This is a genomic window from Lacinutrix sp. MEBiC02595 (assembly GCF_053601555.1).
On sequence record NZ_JBSHNU010000246.1, the window covers coordinates 192336 to 207588 of the forward strand.

The 15253-nt window shown below is 32.6% G+C and carries 18 protein-coding genes; 11 read left to right on the forward strand and 7 right to left on the reverse strand.

Features of this window, described 5'->3' with window-relative positions; translation table 11 throughout:
- The first annotated feature begins 7 nt into the window (after nt 1-7).
- The 4 genes from ACVCZW_RS18240 to ACVCZW_RS18255 all read left to right on the forward strand — a co-directional run bounded on the left by ACVCZW_RS18240 (nt 8) and on the right by ACVCZW_RS18255 (nt 5167).
- Nucleotides 8-1639 (forward strand): M23 family metallopeptidase, encoded by a 1632-nt coding sequence (locus tag ACVCZW_RS18240; RefSeq protein ID WP_452233117.1) that lies wholly within the window; start codon nt 8-10, stop codon nt 1637-1639.
- Nucleotides 1640-1705: 66 nt separating this feature from the next.
- Nucleotides 1706-4114 (forward strand): TonB-dependent receptor, encoded by a 2409-nt coding sequence (locus tag ACVCZW_RS18245; RefSeq protein ID WP_452233235.1) that lies wholly within the window; start codon nt 1706-1708, stop codon nt 4112-4114.
- 55 nt (nt 4115-4169) lie between these two features.
- Nucleotides 4170-4544 carry a hypothetical protein gene (locus tag ACVCZW_RS18250; RefSeq protein ID WP_452228372.1) on the forward strand — a complete coding sequence of 125 codons (375 nt, stop codon included), beginning with the start codon at nt 4170-4172 and terminating at the stop codon, nt 4542-4544.
- Nucleotides 4545-4663: 119 nt separating this feature from the next.
- Complete coding sequence (locus ACVCZW_RS18255; protein ID WP_452228371.1) at nt 4664-5167, forward strand: hypothetical protein; 504 nt, start codon at nt 4664-4666, stop codon at nt 5165-5167.
- A gap of 161 nt (nt 5168-5328) precedes the next feature.
- On the opposite strand, the gene ACVCZW_RS18260 is transcribed toward ACVCZW_RS18255, so the two are convergent.
- Nucleotides 5329-6471: a cysteine desulfurase family protein gene (locus ACVCZW_RS18260; RefSeq protein ID WP_452228370.1), complete on the reverse strand. Its 1143-nt coding sequence runs from the start codon at nt 6469-6471 to the stop codon at nt 5329-5331.
- Nucleotides 6472-6583: 112 nt separating this feature from the next.
- On the opposite strand from ACVCZW_RS18260, the gene ACVCZW_RS18265 reads away from it, so the two are divergent.
- Entirely contained in the window at nt 6584-7522 is a 939-nt protein-coding gene (locus ACVCZW_RS18265; RefSeq protein WP_452228369.1) for a hypothetical protein, read from the forward strand.
- Here the strand turns inward: ACVCZW_RS18265 and ACVCZW_RS18270 are convergent.
- Both ACVCZW_RS18270 and ACVCZW_RS18275 read right to left on the reverse strand, forming a co-directional pair.
- Entirely contained in the window at nt 7519-8073 is a 555-nt protein-coding gene (locus ACVCZW_RS18270) for a DNA mismatch repair protein MutS (protein ID WP_452228368.1), read from the reverse strand. The two genes, ACVCZW_RS18265 and ACVCZW_RS18270, sit on opposite strands and share 4 nt — an antisense overlap.
- Nucleotides 8063-8254 (reverse strand): hypothetical protein, encoded by a 192-nt coding sequence (locus ACVCZW_RS18275; protein WP_452233118.1) that lies wholly within the window; start codon nt 8252-8254, stop codon nt 8063-8065. The genes ACVCZW_RS18270 and ACVCZW_RS18275 overlap by 11 nt, the downstream gene beginning before the upstream one ends.
- Nucleotides 8255-8362: 108 nt before the next feature.
- Here ACVCZW_RS18275 and ACVCZW_RS18280 point away from each other — a divergent pair, with 108 nt between their 5' ends.
- The 5 genes from ACVCZW_RS18280 to ACVCZW_RS18300 all read left to right on the forward strand — a co-directional run bounded on the left by ACVCZW_RS18280 (nt 8363) and on the right by ACVCZW_RS18300 (nt 11895).
- Nucleotides 8363-8869: a hypothetical protein gene (locus tag ACVCZW_RS18280; RefSeq protein WP_452233119.1), complete on the forward strand. Its 507-nt coding sequence runs from the start codon at nt 8363-8365 to the stop codon at nt 8867-8869.
- A complete protein-coding gene (locus ACVCZW_RS18285) occupies nt 8856-9221 on the forward strand; it encodes a hypothetical protein (protein ID WP_452228365.1) in 366 nt (121 codons plus the stop codon). Before ACVCZW_RS18280 ends, ACVCZW_RS18285 begins: the two co-directional genes overlap by 14 nt.
- Nucleotides 9222-9279: 58 nt before the next feature.
- Nucleotides 9280-11178, forward strand: a complete 1899-nt coding sequence (locus tag ACVCZW_RS18290; RefSeq protein ID WP_452233120.1) for a T9SS type A sorting domain-containing protein — start codon at nt 9280-9282, stop codon at nt 11176-11178.
- Between the two features lie 81 nt (nt 11179-11259).
- Entirely contained in the window at nt 11260-11541 is a 282-nt protein-coding gene (locus ACVCZW_RS18295; RefSeq protein WP_452228363.1) for a DUF2752 domain-containing protein, read from the forward strand.
- 15 nt (nt 11542-11556) lie between these two features.
- The gene (locus ACVCZW_RS18300; RefSeq protein WP_452228362.1) at nt 11557-11895 is read left to right on the forward strand and encodes a CCC motif membrane protein; all 339 of its coding nucleotides are present in this window, start codon (nt 11557-11559) and stop codon (nt 11893-11895) included.
- 97 nt (nt 11896-11992) lie between these two features.
- Here the strand turns inward: ACVCZW_RS18300 and rocD are convergent, their stop codons facing one another.
- From rocD to ACVCZW_RS18320, 4 genes are all read right to left on the reverse strand, one after another.
- Nucleotides 11993-13237, reverse strand: a complete 1245-nt coding sequence (gene rocD / locus ACVCZW_RS18305; protein WP_452233121.1) for an ornithine--oxo-acid transaminase — start codon at nt 13235-13237, stop codon at nt 11993-11995.
- A 130-nt stretch (nt 13238-13367) separates the two neighbouring features.
- Nucleotides 13368-13751, reverse strand: a complete 384-nt coding sequence (locus ACVCZW_RS18310) for a DUF6768 family protein (RefSeq protein ID WP_452228360.1) — start codon at nt 13749-13751, stop codon at nt 13368-13370.
- A 158-nt stretch (nt 13752-13909) separates the two neighbouring features.
- On the reverse strand, nt 13910-14446 hold the full coding sequence (locus ACVCZW_RS18315; RefSeq protein ID WP_452233122.1) for an RNA polymerase sigma factor: 537 nt from the start codon (nt 14444-14446) through the stop codon (nt 13910-13912).
- The gene (locus ACVCZW_RS18320) at nt 14447-14956 is read right to left on the reverse strand and encodes a hypothetical protein (protein ID WP_452228358.1); all 510 of its coding nucleotides are present in this window, start codon (nt 14954-14956) and stop codon (nt 14447-14449) included.
- A 33-nt stretch (nt 14957-14989) separates the two neighbouring features.
- Here ACVCZW_RS18320 and ACVCZW_RS18325 point away from each other — a divergent pair, with 33 nt between their 5' ends.
- On the forward strand, nt 14990-15190 hold the full coding sequence (locus ACVCZW_RS18325; protein ID WP_452233123.1) for a hypothetical protein: 201 nt from the start codon (nt 14990-14992) through the stop codon (nt 15188-15190).
- The last annotated feature ends 63 nt before the right edge of the window (nt 15191-15253 follow it).

The window sequence follows — 15253 nt, forward strand, 5'->3', positions numbered from 1 at the left end:
ACAAAGCGTGTACCCTACTGATTATTTTAGATCCCCTTTAGACATTACTTTGGTTGCCGCCGGTACTTTTGGCGAGCTAAGATCCAACCATTTTCATTCCGGAATGGATTTAAAAACGCAACAGCGGGAAGGTTTAAAAGTATACGGTACCGCAAATGGCTACATTAGTAGAATTAAGGTTTCTCATTTTGGCTATGGAAAAGCCCTATATGTTACGCATCCTAATGGATATACTACCGTTTATGGTCATTTACAAAGCTTTTCCAAAGAAATTGAAGCCTATGTAAAAAAACGTCAATACGAAGAGGAATCCTTCGAAATTCAGCTATTTCCAAACTCGGAAGAACTCCTAGTAGAAAAAGGAGAAATCATTGCTTATTCCGGAAACACTGGCGGCTCTGGCGGACCTCATTTACATTACGAAATTAGAGACAACGAAGAAAGACCTATAAACCCGTTACTTTTCGGATTAGATATAAAAGACAGTACAAAGCCAATTATTACAGAAGTATATGCCTATCCAATTGGTCAAGATGCACATGTAAACAAGTCTAAAATAAAACAAAAGCTTCGATTAATAGATAATAAAGATGGTACCTATGCTGTTGAAAATTTAGAAGCTTTTGGTAAAATAGGTTTTGCTATTGCAACTATAGATAGACAGGATTTGGCAGCCAATAAAAACGGCGTCTATAATATTCAAACCAGATATAATGGCGATCTATGCTTTGAGTTAGATTTTAAGCGCTTTTCGTTTAGCGAAACAAAACACCTTAATCGATTAATAGATTATGATCTATATAAAACGAAGAAACAAAGGGTTCAAAAGCTTTTTATAGAAGAAAATAATCCGTTAAGCATGTACAATAATGCTTCCAATGATGGCTATATTGAAGTAGAAGATAGTACTTCTTCTGTGTACAAAGTGCGTGTTTCCGATATTAAAAACAATGAGGTTTGGCTTCAAATTAATATTAAAGGTTTAAAATCGGAGGATGTTTTACCCTTGGAAGACCCTACTACTCCATTTTATATATTAGCTAGTCAAGAAGAATCTTTAAACGATGGTCGCGTTAAAGTAAATATTGGAAGTAATACTTTTTATGATAACTTTTTTATCGACTTTAAGGTTACCAAAGATACATTGACACTACATGAAGATATCATTCCTGCAAAAAGGAATTTTGATATTAGTTATGATTTAAGTGGTTATAAAACCGAAGATGCCAGTAAAGTTTACATTGCAAGATTGGTTGGCTGGAATGATTATCCGTTATACTCCCGAACAAAAAGGAAAGGAAATATTTTAACTACTAGCACAAAAACATTGGGTAAATATGCGTTGGCTACAGATACCATTGCTCCAACTATTACACCAAAGAACTTTTCTAAAGGAAAATGGCTAAGCAAGTACCGATTCCTTAAAATTAAAATTGAAGATAAAGGTTCTGGAATATCTAATTACAGAGCTACTTTAAACGGGAAATGGATTTTAACCGAGTACGATTATAAAACAAAAACATTAACTTACGACTTTAATGATGCCGTTTCCACGGAAACAAAAAATAATTTAAAGCTAATTGTTACAGATAATGTTGGAAATAATTCTACATTTGAAACTATGTTTTACCGAAAATAAAAACGAACTATCTTGAATACTAAATTTCAATTCCTATCTTCTTTATTTATTCTTCTACCTTTTTTTATGTTTGCCCAAACAGGAACATTAAGAGGTGTCATTCTAGATGAATTTAACAAACCAGTAGACAACGTAAACATTCAAGTAGACGATACTGGAACCACAACAAATGCTAATGGCTTTTTTATTCTAAAAATACCTGCTAATCAAGATGTAACCGTAACCTTTACGCATATATCTTTAAAAAAGACAGTTGCCACTTTTAACTTAAAAAATGGGGAAGAAATAGAGTTCAATCCAGTAATGCAAACCAATATAGAGCAAATTGCGACGGTTGTTATTTCGGGAAGAAAAAGAAAAGACGTTCAAGGTGTTATTACACTAAAACCTGCAACCATTAGAAGAATTCCGGGTGCAAATGCAGGAGTAGAAAACTTATTAAAAACACTTCCTGGTGTAAATAGTAATAACGAATTAAGTACACAATACTCCGTTCGTGGTGGTAATTATGACGAAAATCTGGTATATGTAAATGGTATTGAAGTATACAGACCGTTTTTAATTCGTTCCGGACAACAAGAAGGTTTAAGTTTTGTAAATACAGATTTAGTGCAGAATGTAGATTTTTCTGCTGGAGGATTTCAAGCTAAATATGGAGATAAGCTTTCTTCCGTTTTAGATATTACTTATAGAAAACCTTCAGAATTTGGTATCGCAGCAGATTTAAGCTTACTTGGTGGAAGCATTGCTATAGAAGCCGTAAGTAATGACAATAAATTAACAGGAATTGTTGGTGTACGTTACAGAGATAATAGTTTATTGGTAAACGCAAAAGAAACAGAAACCAATTACGATCCTAAATTTTTAGACGTGCAATCTTATGTCACTTATAATTTTACAGATAAATTTAGCTTGAGCTTTTTAGGAAACGCCTCTATAAACAAATATAATTACGAACCACAAACAAGACAAACCAATTTTGGAACGTTAACAGATCCTATTGCTTTACTTGTTTTTTATGAAGGGCAAGAAAAAGATGCATACCAAACACTTTTTGGTGCATTACAAGGAACCTACAAAGTAAATGACGATTTAAACTTAAGTTTAGTAGCTTCTACATATCACACTACGGAAGAAGAGTATTTTGATATTTTAGCACAATACCGACTTGGGGAAGTAAATACCAATATTGGGGATGAAGATTTAGGAGAAGTAGAATTTAGTGAAGGTATTGGCGGACAATTAAATCATGGTAGAAATGATTTAGATGCGCTTATTACAACGATTGAACATAAAGGAGATTACGAAATTAACGACAACAATTTCGAATGGTCTATAAAATATACCAACGAAGATATTAGAGATCGATTAGTAGAATGGGAAGTTGTAGATTCGGCTGGATTTACTGTTAATCCGCCAAGTCTAGATGATTTTAATAACCAACCGTATCAACCAAATGAAGGACCTATCACGGCCTACCAAAACGTTAGAGCCAATAACAATACCTCTATAGATAGAATTCAAGCGTATTTGCAATGGAGCAGACGTTTTACCGTTGGTGAAAGTGAACTTTGGGTAAATGCTGGCGCAAGAATGCACAATTGGAATGTAGAAGGAGATGGTATTGCAAGTTCTTCACAAACTGTTTTTAGTCCGAGAGCACAAGTCGCAATAAAACCGAATTGGAAAAAAGACATGCTGTTTAGATTTGGAACCGGTTTTTACTACCAACCGCCTTTTTATAGAGAATTACGCGATCAAAACGGAGAAGTACAACCCAATGTAAAAGCGCAACAATCCATTCATTTTGTCTTAGGAAATGATTACAGTTTTAAAATGTGGGACAGACCTTTTAAATTAACAAGTGAAGCGTATTACAAAAAGATAAACGATGTTAATCCGTATACCGTAGAAAATGTAAGAATACGGTATGCTGCCGATAACAATGCGGAAGCCTATGCCTACGGTTTAGACTTACGATTAAATGGTGAGTTTGTTCCTGGAACAGAATCTTGGTTTAGTTTTGGTTATTTAAAAACAGAAGAAAATATTGATGGTCGTGGCTATATTGCAAGACCAACAGACCAACGTTTAAAATTTGCAGCATTGTTTCAAGATTACGTACCAACAATGCCAAACTTAAAAATGTATTTAAACTTAGTGTATAACACAGGACTTCCTGGTGGTTCACCAAGTTATGCAGATCCTTATGTATATCAAAACCGTTTACCAGATTATAAACGTGCAGATTTAGGGGTGCAATATGTACTTGTAGACGACAAAAAACAGTTTGAATCTGGCTGGAAAAAACCATTTAAAGAACTTGCTTTAGGTATTGAAATATTTAATATTTTCGATGTACAAAACTCTATTACAAACACTTGGGTTAGAGATGTGTACAGCAAACGACAATATGCAATACCAAACTACTTGACACCAAGAGTTTTTAATGTGAGACTAAATATGAAGTTTTAAAAAATTTAACATATTTTTTTAATACCGAATTAAAAACAGTAGTAATTTTGCCTTCATGAAACAAATGTTTAGAAATTTAACGGCTTTATGCCTGCTGCTTGCTTATAGTTTAAGCATCAGCATTTCTATACAAAATCTTGTCATAGATGTTGTTTCAGATAGTAGTCAACATCAGGATGTTTCCCATAATCATTCGGACGCTAAAACACCTGAGCTTTCTGTATTTCCAGATTTAGAACCACTCGTAGATATTGCTAGTTCCAATACTTTCAATTTTGAATCTGAAAAGCTAAAAGCACAATTTCCACTTTTTAAGTATGTGGAAAACTACACCGTAACGAAAGACAAACAATACGTATATCGTAGTGTAAACATCCATCCTGGATTAGATTTGGAAGCACTACTCTACCCTTTCCATACATTTTCATAAAACCTATTTTTTTATTTATTCGAACAACTAATTTTCTAAAAAGGAATTAGCTGTCACCTTATTTATCCTTGGTTTTCAGCCAAGAATTTCCACTTATAATCAAATAAAAAAATAAATTTATGGAATCCATTAGCACCATTATCGGAATTGTAATTGTTCTTATTATAACTATACCAATTGTATTCATACAAAGATCACAAACGAGTAAAAAGAAAAAATCTAAAAAAGGCTTTATAGACGAAGCACAAAAAAACAATTTAAATGTAACAGAACCTGACTTTTGGGGATCCTACTATGCTATTGCATTAGATGAAACACAAAACAAATTAATCTATTCTAAAATAGTTAATGAAGAACATAACACTATTATTATAGATGTAGAAGAAATAGCTTCTTGTGAAATCGTTAGAACCAATAGAACCTTTAAAAGCAATAAAGTTTTTAAAACGGAAACCGATAAAATCGATTTGGTTATTGGTTATAAAAATTCGAATAAAGCAAAAGAAGTATTAGAGTTTTACAATGTAGATGTAAACATTGAAATGACGAATGAAGTTCCGCTTCTAGAAAAATGGGAAACTAAAATTAAAAGCAGACTACATAAAAAAGAACAAGCTGCTTAAGTGTTGATTAATTGAAATAAAAAACCTTCAGGAAAATAATTTCTGAAGGTTTTTTTATGTTTTATAATTTGATAAATCTGCAATAAAACTTGGATGGTTTGACACTAAAGGCGAAGCACTTTTTATCTAAAAAAAAATAGTAATTAGGCTTACAAATATATTTATACAAACTCCTTTAAAACACCAATAGCATAATCAATCTCTTCTTTCGTATTGTATTTACAAAAAGAAAATCGAATAGATGGCTTTTGTATATCTTCTTCCTCTAAGATTTGCGCTAAAACATGAGATCCTTTTCCACTTCCACTTTGACAAGCAGAACCTTTAGAACAAGCAATTCCTTTTAAATCCATTTGAAATTGCAAGGTCAATGCTTTTTCAGCACTCATTGGCAAACATACATTTATTAAAGTATAGGTGCTTTTTACTTGATCTTCACAATTACCATTATATTTTACTCCTGGAATAGCCTTTTTAAGTACCACTTTAAAATAGTCTTTTAAATCTTGTATATAAGCACGCTCTTCCTCTAGGTTTTGATATGCTAGTTTAAAAGCGGTTTCTAAACCTTTAATAGCATGCACAGGTTCTGTTCCTGCTCTATAACCACGTTCTTGAGATCCTCCAAAAATAAGTGGCTTAAAATTGCTGTTTTTACGTATATAAGCAAAGCCAATTCCTTTTGGCCCGTGAAATTTATGTGCAGCAGCAGTCATAAAATCAATAGGAGTTTCTTGTACATTCCATTCAAAATGACCAATAGATTGTACCGTATCACTATGAAAAAGGGCATTATTGGTTTGGCATAATGCAGCAACCTTATCTATATCTAGAATATTACCAATCTCATTATTAACATGCATTAAACTTACCAATTTACGCTCATCATTAGCAGATAGTAATCTTTCCAAATCTTCGTAATCTGGCGTTCCACATTGTTGTAATTTCACATACTCTATGGTTACATTATATTCATTTCTTAATTCTTCAACAGTATGCAAAACGGCATGATGTTCTATTGGAGAAGTAATAATAGTGGTTACATTACCATCTCTAACCGCGCAACGCAGAATCATGTTATCTGCTTCTGTACCTCCAGAAGTAAAAATAATTTCTTGAGGTAATGCATGCAATTGCTTCGCAATGGTTTTTCTTGCTGTTTCTATAATAGCTTTTGAAGAACGCCCAAATGCGTGTGTTGATGATGGATTACCATAGTGCGTAGCAAGAACATCTTGCATATCTTTTATTACTTCATCTCGAACTTGAGTTGTTGCAGCACTATCAAAATAAACGGTTTTCATAAATAAGAATGGTTTGTTAGAAGCAACAAAAATAGAGGAATTAAAATTATTAACAAGAAGCATCGTTATAAGTTTAACAATTCTATTATTTTTGTTCAAAAATTACATTGCTATGAAAAAGTTACTTTTTGTTTTTTTATCTCTTTTTATATTTATTTCTTGTGACGATGGAGATATAATTACGGAAGAATTAGATTTTGAAGATACTTTTTCCGCTTGCGGCGAATTGGTGTTTTATAAAATAAAAGAAGACCCAGCAGAATCGCTTTCTTTACAAATTACTTCTACAGCATTAACCTTAGCAGATTTACTAGAAATAGAAACCGACGGTACTTTAACCTATAATGAAGAAGAATTCACCATTAACGGAACCACTAACCTATTTAATTATAGAAGATACAACACCACACCAACAGATTTCTTTTGTAACGATGTACCTTCTTCTTCAATCCTTATTACCAATGATGAAGAAAGCACCACAGGAACGGCAACTATATATGTTTCACTTGTTGAAGATGACAACGATGGTATTCCTGCAGAAATGGAAGATATTAATTTGAATGGCGATTTAACAGACGATGATAGTGATGGAGACGGTATCCCAAATTATTTAGATGAAGATGATGATGGCGACAACGTACTTACCCGCTTAGAAATTGATACGACCGATGCGGATGGAGATGAAGATCCTATAACGAACCCTTTAGATACAGATGGCGACGGAATACCAAATTATTTGGATACAGATGATGACAATGATGGTGTAGAAACTATAGATGAAGAAAACGATTCGCAAGACGAAGATCCTTCCAACGATTTTACAGGTACGAATCCTTTAATTACAGTTGCGGATTATTTAAATGATGAAGTCGCTAATACCGTTCCAGCAACCGCATATAAAGATCACGATATAGAACAAGTTTTTAAAATCACCATAGAACTAAGAAGCATAGAACTTCCTTCGATTACCTATGACTTTTTAGATTTTGGAACTCTGGAAGACAGCAGTTTAACCACAGAAAGAACGGTAGAAGATATACCTTTCCCTTAAGAATTACTATTTTGGTAGATGTAAACTTCTGTAGCTCCTAATCCATATTTTTGGTAATTAGCTTCATAATATTTCACATTATATCTACCAAAAAGATACGCCAATTCCATTTTTAAAACGCCTTCTCCTACGCCATGAATAAACACCATTTTTTGCATGCGTTTATGTATGGCAAATTCTAACTGCCTTTTTGCAGTATCTAACTGCAAGTTTAACATGTCGTGGTTTGACATTCCTCTAGAAGAATTTGTTAAATGATGTATATGTAAGTCTACTTCAAAAGTAGGTTCGTAGCGCTCTTTAGGCTTTTTGGTTACTTGTTTTCTTTTCTTTGATTCCTTTTCGGAAACTACATTTTGAAAAGAATTATTCTTAAAAACATTTTGATTTAAAGCATTCGATTTTTCTTGCTTTATCAGTTCCTTACTAGTAAAGTCTAATTCAAAACCATCTTCGGTTAAAATGGTAATCGTATCCTTTGAAATTTTAGCTATTTCACCAGATAAATCGTCATCTAAAACAAACACAAAATCACCAATTTTAAAACTCATCTTTTTCTTCTTCCTCTTTTTTATTCGGTATAGTACTATAAACTCTATACAAACCAAACATTAATAATACAATTCCTAAAACTAAAACCAATGTATTTTGTTGCGCTTCCGCTTGCGCATAAATCGCTACAAAACAACCAATTAAAATCAATATATAACTTAAATATTTAGATAAAAACATATAATAAACGATGCATTAATACTTTTGGTCGAAAATAACCAATATAAATCACATCTCTAATAATTTTTAACTAGATTTAGTAGAAGAACCCTAAAAAACGACTGTATTATGAAAAAGATTACTAAATCTGTACAGTTCCAAATCTTAATTTTTTGCCTACTATTTACCTTTACAATTACTGCCCAAGTTGGTATTGGTACCACTACGCCTTCAGAGTCTTTGGACGTAGTAGGAAATGTAAAGTTCTCTCGTGCTTTAATGCCAAACAATTTAGCTGGAATTTCAAAACAAATATTATTATCGGAAGGTGCAGGAAATTCTCCTACCTGGGGCTTAAGACTATTAAATACAACTCAAACAACAAAAATGGGTAAATACTATAGCGGACTCTTTAATATTCCTGCAGGTTATTCCACTTTAACGTTGCTTGATTCTGATTGTACAACTACTAGCACATGTACAGTAACTTGGGGAGGAAACCTTTCTCCTTTACCTGATTATGGTGATTTAGTAACAACGATTGAGGCTCGAAATGGCCAATTTATTTTCCATTTTGCAAATTATACAGGATACAATTTAAATAATCATCAATTTATATACTATGCATTTTACTAAAATCATAAAAGTTCTAATTGGTACTTTATTCCTTTTTTCTGTGAATATTACATTTTCACAGGTTAAAACTATTCCTAATTTTGCAGCTGAACGTCAAAATAGTGAAATAAAGAATGTTGTAGCTACTGCTGAAAAAGCAGAAACTTCCTTTAAGTCTAATATAAAGATACCAAAAATAATTCCTCTTTTAAAAACAATAAGAAACCGCGGAACAGTGTTTTATATAAATGTCGAACCTACTGCTGTTATAGTGAACAAAAAAAGACTTTCAAAAGACAAGGTTATTCTAACTCCTATAACTAGATCTGATAAACTTGTTCTAACAACAGCAACTGCGACTAAAAGCAATTAGACGTCGCATTAGATGATAACACTTTTATTATTCCATTTAAAAAGTAAATAATACCCTCATGAAATATTTATACACCTTACTTCTATCTACTATTTGCAGTATAACCTTTGCACAATCTGATTTATACGTGAGTAACGGAAGTTATGTATATGTAGATGGAACCGCTTTTGCTAGCGGACCAAATGTGGCACCTCTTTATGTAACAGATGATGTTAATTTAAACACAAACGGCCACATCTATCTTCGTAATGATGCACAGTTATTACAAAGTAATGCAACTACAACAAGTACAAATACTGGAAATGGACAACTTAGTGTGCAGCAGACTGGTAATTCTAATACGTATATGTATAATTATTGGGCTTCTCCTGTAGGTCAAAATTTAGCCGCTACTGGAAACTCCAGTTTTATGCCTAGTAATAGTTTTTATCTTGAAACTGGGCCTCTTCCTACAAATACAACTCCTTACGGCTTTGTTACAGGTTATGATGGTACTGCCACACAAATTTCTAGTTATTGGTTATATACTTTTATCGGCTTAAGTTCAACAGCTCCAATTGATGCTTATGGTGATTGGCGTGGTTTAGGTGTAACCGGTCCTTTACCTGCAGGTGGAGATGAAAACGGCACTTTGCTTTCTGGTTATGGTTTTTCTATGAAAGGAAACCCGAGCGGCGCTCAAAAATATGATTTTAGAGGAAAACCAAACAATGGAGATATAGCAGTTACATTAAACCCAAATAGAGAAACTCTAGTTGGTAATCCATATCCTTCTGCTTTAGATGCCTATTATTTTTTACATAACCCTCAAAATATAACGAACACAACTGGAGCAATAAAATATTGGGAACAACAACCGGGAGCAACATCTCATGTTTTATCTAATTATGTTGGTGGATATGGTATATACACCATTGCAACGGTAAATGATAATGGTACTCCTGCAGACCTTACAGATGATACAATTACGGACTCTTTTGTTCCTGCTGCTTTTAGAATGTATTTATTAGATGGTACCGTAGCTGGTACTCCTCCTATAACGAACGCAGCTCCAAAAACAGGAAGGAGATATATTCCTGTTGGACAAGGATTCATGATGGAAGGTACTGCTAGTGCAACTAGCGTAATTTTCTCAAATTCTCAAAGAGTTTTCTACAAACAATCTGGGGCTAATAGTGAGTTTTTTAGAACCGTAGACACTTCTTCCAATACACGAACAGATACAGAATACAATACGGATGGCTATAACATAGTTCCAGAAGATTTTAAACGTTTCAGAATTAATGTAGGTTTTGACAATAATGGAAATGATTCGTACACAAGACAATTATTAATGAATTTTCACCATACAGCAACAGATGGTTTTGACTATGGTTTAGAAGCTCAAATTTCAGAACAAACAAGTTCGGATGCAAATTGGATTCTTGATGAAACTCCGTATGCTATACAAGCATTTAATTATGACGAAACATTAAAAATTCCATTACTAGTAAACATAAATAATCCCCAATTGGTACGATTTGGTATTTATGATGTTCAAAATTTCGCTACAAGTCAGCCTATATATATTCACGATAAAACACGTGATCTATATATTAATTTACAAGAGCAAGCTTATGAAATTACTTTAGAGCAAGGTAATTATACCGATCGATTTGAAATAACATTTCAATCCAATGCTTTAAGTTCAGAAGCATTTAACGACAAAGATTTCTTAGTAATGCAAAATAATAACACAGCACAACTAACGATTTTAAACCCTAACCAATTAGAGGTGACAACGGTTTCTTTGTTGGATGTTTCCGGAAAAAGAATATTTAACGAAAATAATTTATCTGTTAAAGATAGATATACATTCTCTACTAAAAACTTAAGTGAAGGTATTTATATCACTAAAGTAACTTTTGCTAATCAAAGCACAATGAGTAAAAAAGTAATCGTTTCACAGAAAAAATAAACGAAACTTCTATATATTTGAAAAAGCCAATGGTTCACCATTGGCTTTTTTATACATTTGTAATTCAAAAAAATGATTCTTATGTCTTCCTTTGAAGATTACATGCTTCCGTGTTTAAACAAAAAACTACTTGGTATAGAATGCCCAGGTTGTGGTATGCAGCGTTCCGTTTCTTTAATATTTCAAGGAGATTTAACAGCAGCTTTTAATATGTATCCTGCAATTTTTACATTAATTCTGCTTTTTGGCTTTGTACTAATTAATCATTTTAAGAATTTTAAATTCGCAAATAAAATCATCATTTCTCTTGCCATTATTAATATTGTGATCATAATGGGAAGCTATATTTTAAAATTTGTATAACTAATCAAAAAAACAATGGAACAACAAAAATTACCAAATGCAACAATCGCTTTAGTCTTAGGAATTATCTCTTTTATAGCATGCTGCTGTAGTATGGGAATTGGAGGACTTCTTTTTTCTGGAATTGCTTTATTCCTATTAAAGAAAGATGATGCTTTATATATGGAGAATCCAGAACTTTACTCTAATTATAGCCAAGTAAAAACAGCTAAAATAATTGCCCATATTGGACTTGCATTGGCTGTACTCTCTTTATTGTATTCTGTATATCAAATTTACAGTATTGGTGGTTGGGATGCTTATATGGAAAACGTTCAACAAGTAATGGAAGAATGGCAACAACAAAACCAATAAAATCCAATAGTTAAGTCTCCCTAAAAAAAGTGGATAGATTTTATAAAAAAAAAGCGACCAATGGTCGCTTTTTTTTATACTTATTTTTACAAAAAACTTATACTTCAAATTGCTTAAGCGTTTTTGTAATAATTGAAACACAATCTAATAATTGCTCTTTAGTCATTACTAAAGGCGGTGCAAATCTAATAATGTTTCCATGTGTTGGTTTCGCTAATAAACCATTATCACGTAAAGCCATACAAATGTTCCAAGCAGTTTCGCTTTCTTCATCATCATTAATTAAAATAGCATTTAATAAACCTTTACCTCTTACGCCATTAACAATATTAGAGGTTTCAATAAATTTAGAAATTTCTGCTCTAAATAATTCCCCTAAAACTTGTGCATTTTCCGCAAGTTTTTCGTCTTTAATTACTTGTAATGCTGCCATACCAACTGCTGCTGCAACTGGGTTTCCACCAAATGTACTTCCATGATTTCCTGGTTTAATAACATTCATAATGTTATCATTTGCTAAAACAGCAGAAACAGGATATGCGCCACCACTTAATGCTTTACCAAGAATTAATATATCTGCTTTAATGTTTTCATGATCAATTGCTAACATTTTACCAGTTCTTGCAATTCCAGTTTGTACTTCGTCTGCAATAAATAAAACATTATGCTTTTCACATAAAGCTTTGGCTTTAGTTAAATACCCTTCCGTTGGTACATATACACCAGCTTCCCCTTGAATTGGTTCTACTAAAAATCCTGCAACATTGGAATTACTAGAAAGTACTTCTTCTAATGCTTTAAGATTATCATATTCAATTTTAATAAATCCTTTGGTATAAGGCCCAAAGTTTTTTCTAGCTACAGGATCGTTAGAAAACGAAATAATAGTAGTTGTTCTTCCGTGAAAGTTGTTTTCGCAAACTACAATTTCGGCTTCATTTTCATCAATACCTTTTACTTCATACGCCCATTTTCTACATAGTTTTAAAGCCGTTTCTACTGCCTCTGCACCTGTATTCATAGGTAACAATTTATCGTAGCCAAAGGTTTCGGTAGCGTATTTCTCAAATGTTCCTAACATATCGTTATAAAACGCGCGAGAAGTTAATGTAAGTGTTTGTGCTTGGTTTACCATAGCACAAACAATTTTCGGATGACAATGTCCTTGGTTTACTGCAGAATAAGCAGAAAGGAAATCGTAATATTTTTTTCCTTCTACATCCCAAACATACACACCTTCTCCTCTACTCAGTACTACTGGAAGTGGATGGTAATTGTGTGCACCATACTTGTTTTCTAAATCCATCGCTTCTTGCGATGTTAATTGGTCTAAAACAGCCATTTTAAATAATTTTATTAGTGAATAAAAAAGCCATTCCTTATCTACCTTTATCCTTTCGAAGTGTCGAAAATTCAGCGTGGGAAAGAAATCATCCCTAAAGACCTGCAAATTACTAAATATTAATGTCGAATTATAAATCTTCTGAAGATAATTTTCCAGATAATGAAGATACTTGTAGTTCTAATCGTTTAAGTTCTCTTAGCAATGCGTTCTTATCCATTTGCATCCAAGCAAAAATTTTAAGCATACTTACACCAAGCATAAACACAATACTTCCTAATCCCCATTTTAGTAAATCTTTAGTGGCTTCGGCTTGAAAGAACTGTAAGACACAGTAAATAAATAAACCAAAAAATACTACGGTCATAAAATTCATCATAATTAGCAACCATTTATTTTTTCCTTGGAATAAACCAAAAATCATTCCCAATACACTTTGTTCTTCTAACGTGTCATAGAATTTTGCTTCTTCTTGCGTTAGCGTGTCTTTAATTAATTTGTCTATATCTTCCATTCTAAAATTTATTTTATTATTTCCACGAAAGTGAGAAACTGTTTATTATTATCTCTTTAATTATTTTATTTTTCGCTTTGCGACCTTTTCTCCACAGAAAAGAACGATCCCTAATGATTGTATTTGAGTAAGCACTGCTTTCTGCTACTAAATACTATTTACTTATTTATTTGCAATCGTAATTTCTCTCTAGCGTAAAACAGTCTAGATTTAGTTGTTCCTGGAGATATATCTAGCGCTTCACTAATTTCTTTTAATGTATATTCTTCCAAATAAAACAACTTAATAACTAGCTGTTGTTGCTCTGGTAAATCTTGAATTGCTCGCAAAAGCTTCTTTTTTAAACTTGTACTATCAGAAACATCTTCTGCTATAATATCCCGATCCTTTGCATACTCTTCGTTTTTAAATCGCTCATTATTCTTTCTTCTTAACACATCTAAAGACTTAGAATACACAATCCGTAAAGCCCAACTACCAAAAGAACTAGCATCTCTTAAAGTTTCTATTTTAGCAATAATGGTTTGCCAAGAATCTTGAGCAATATCTTTTGCTATATCGGCATCTTTAACCAACCAAAATGCCTTTTCACAAAATATAAGATGCCATCTTTTTACGAGTATAGTCAGGGCTTCCTTCTTTCCAGATTGAAAAGCTTCCACTAATTGTGCATCTCTATGTTTGTCTATTTTCAACTAGGCTTCTTTGGTTTGCAATGGTTTTCTCTTAAACGTATTTCTTAAAAAACGTACCCAAAAGTTATACTTCGGAATTTTCTTTCCTTCCATAAAACGATTCTCTAAATTATCGAAAGCTTCTTTCAGTAAAGCATCATGCAACCATCTTATAACAAAAAGCCATAAAACGGAAGCTTTTAAAGATGCTGTACGCATTGTAATTTCATGACTAATTTCTGTTTCCTTTTCTGAAACTGCTTTGAGAAATAAAGAATGTGTTCCTATAAAATTATCTGGTTTTGTAAATTGAAAAGTGATACTTTCTCCTTCCTTTAAAGCAATTATGGTATATCTAATAAAACCATGTCCGCCTTTGCTTCCTACTTCTACTCCATTTTTAAAACGCATTGCAGGCCAATTTACAACAGGCCAAATCTGATCTTCATCGGTCCCTAATGTATCCAATAGAAGGGCTACTTTTTCTACGGATTCCTGTACTTTTCGTTTATGAATATTTATTACTCGCATATTATAAAGACGTAAAAAAAGGTAAAAGGTTCAATGTACTCCCATAAAATACCCAATCTTTTAAAAGAAACCCGAAATCTTTTAAAGATAACCCAAATTACATACATTTTAGGTACTGCTATTATTGTACTATTTTCAAACTCTTTTGATATTAGTATAGGCATGGACGCATTAATCATTACCTTATTTTTTAGCCTTCGTGGTCGTGAAGTTTTTAGAAATAAATTTAGATAAATAGACTCAGAAATAATCAAATCAACATAAATTGAAAAAAGCACCGCAATCGAGGTGCTTTTT

Excerpts from the sequence above, each read along its gene's own strand:
- ACVCZW_RS18275 (WP_452233118.1), bottom strand. The coding sequence starts at position 8,254 with ATGTTTTTATCTAAATATTTAAGTTATATATTGATTTTAATTGGTTGT.
- ACVCZW_RS18285 (WP_452228365.1), top strand. The coding sequence starts at position 8,856 with ATGCATTTTACTAAAATCATAAAAGTTCTAATTGGTACTTTATTCCTT.
- ACVCZW_RS18320 (WP_452228358.1), bottom strand. The coding sequence starts at position 14,956 with ATGCGAGTAATAAATATTCATAAACGAAAAGTACAGGAATCCGTAGAA.
- ACVCZW_RS18300 (WP_452228362.1), top strand. The coding sequence starts at position 11,557 with ATGGAACAACAAAAATTACCAAATGCAACAATCGCTTTAGTCTTAGGA.
- ACVCZW_RS18245 (WP_452233235.1), top strand. The coding sequence starts at position 1,706 with ATGTTTGCCCAAACAGGAACATTAAGAGGTGTCATTCTAGATGAATTT.
- ACVCZW_RS18280 (WP_452233119.1), top strand. The coding sequence starts at position 8,363 with ATGAAAAAGATTACTAAATCTGTACAGTTCCAAATCTTAATTTTTTGC.
- rocD (WP_452233121.1), bottom strand. The coding sequence starts at position 13,237 with ATGGCTGTTTTAGACCAATTAACATCGCAAGAAGCGATGGATTTAGAA.
- ACVCZW_RS18325 (WP_452233123.1), top strand. The coding sequence starts at position 14,990 with ATGTACTCCCATAAAATACCCAATCTTTTAAAAGAAACCCGAAATCTT.
- ACVCZW_RS18310 (WP_452228360.1), bottom strand. The coding sequence starts at position 13,751 with ATGGAAGATATAGACAAATTAATTAAAGACACGCTAACGCAAGAAGAA.
- ACVCZW_RS18250 (WP_452228372.1), top strand. The coding sequence starts at position 4,170 with ATGAAACAAATGTTTAGAAATTTAACGGCTTTATGCCTGCTGCTTGCT.
- ACVCZW_RS18295 (WP_452228363.1), top strand. The coding sequence starts at position 11,260 with ATGTCTTCCTTTGAAGATTACATGCTTCCGTGTTTAAACAAAAAACTA.
- ACVCZW_RS18270 (WP_452228368.1), bottom strand. The coding sequence starts at position 8,073 with ATGAGTTTTAAAATTGGTGATTTTGTGTTTGTTTTAGATGACGATTTA.
- ACVCZW_RS18265 (WP_452228369.1), top strand. The coding sequence starts at position 6,584 with ATGAAAAAGTTACTTTTTGTTTTTTTATCTCTTTTTATATTTATTTCT.
- ACVCZW_RS18290 (WP_452233120.1), top strand. The coding sequence starts at position 9,280 with ATGAAATATTTATACACCTTACTTCTATCTACTATTTGCAGTATAACC.
- ACVCZW_RS18255 (WP_452228371.1), top strand. The coding sequence starts at position 4,664 with ATGGAATCCATTAGCACCATTATCGGAATTGTAATTGTTCTTATTATA.
- ACVCZW_RS18260 (WP_452228370.1), bottom strand. The coding sequence starts at position 6,471 with ATGAAAACCGTTTATTTTGATAGTGCTGCAACAACTCAAGTTCGAGAT.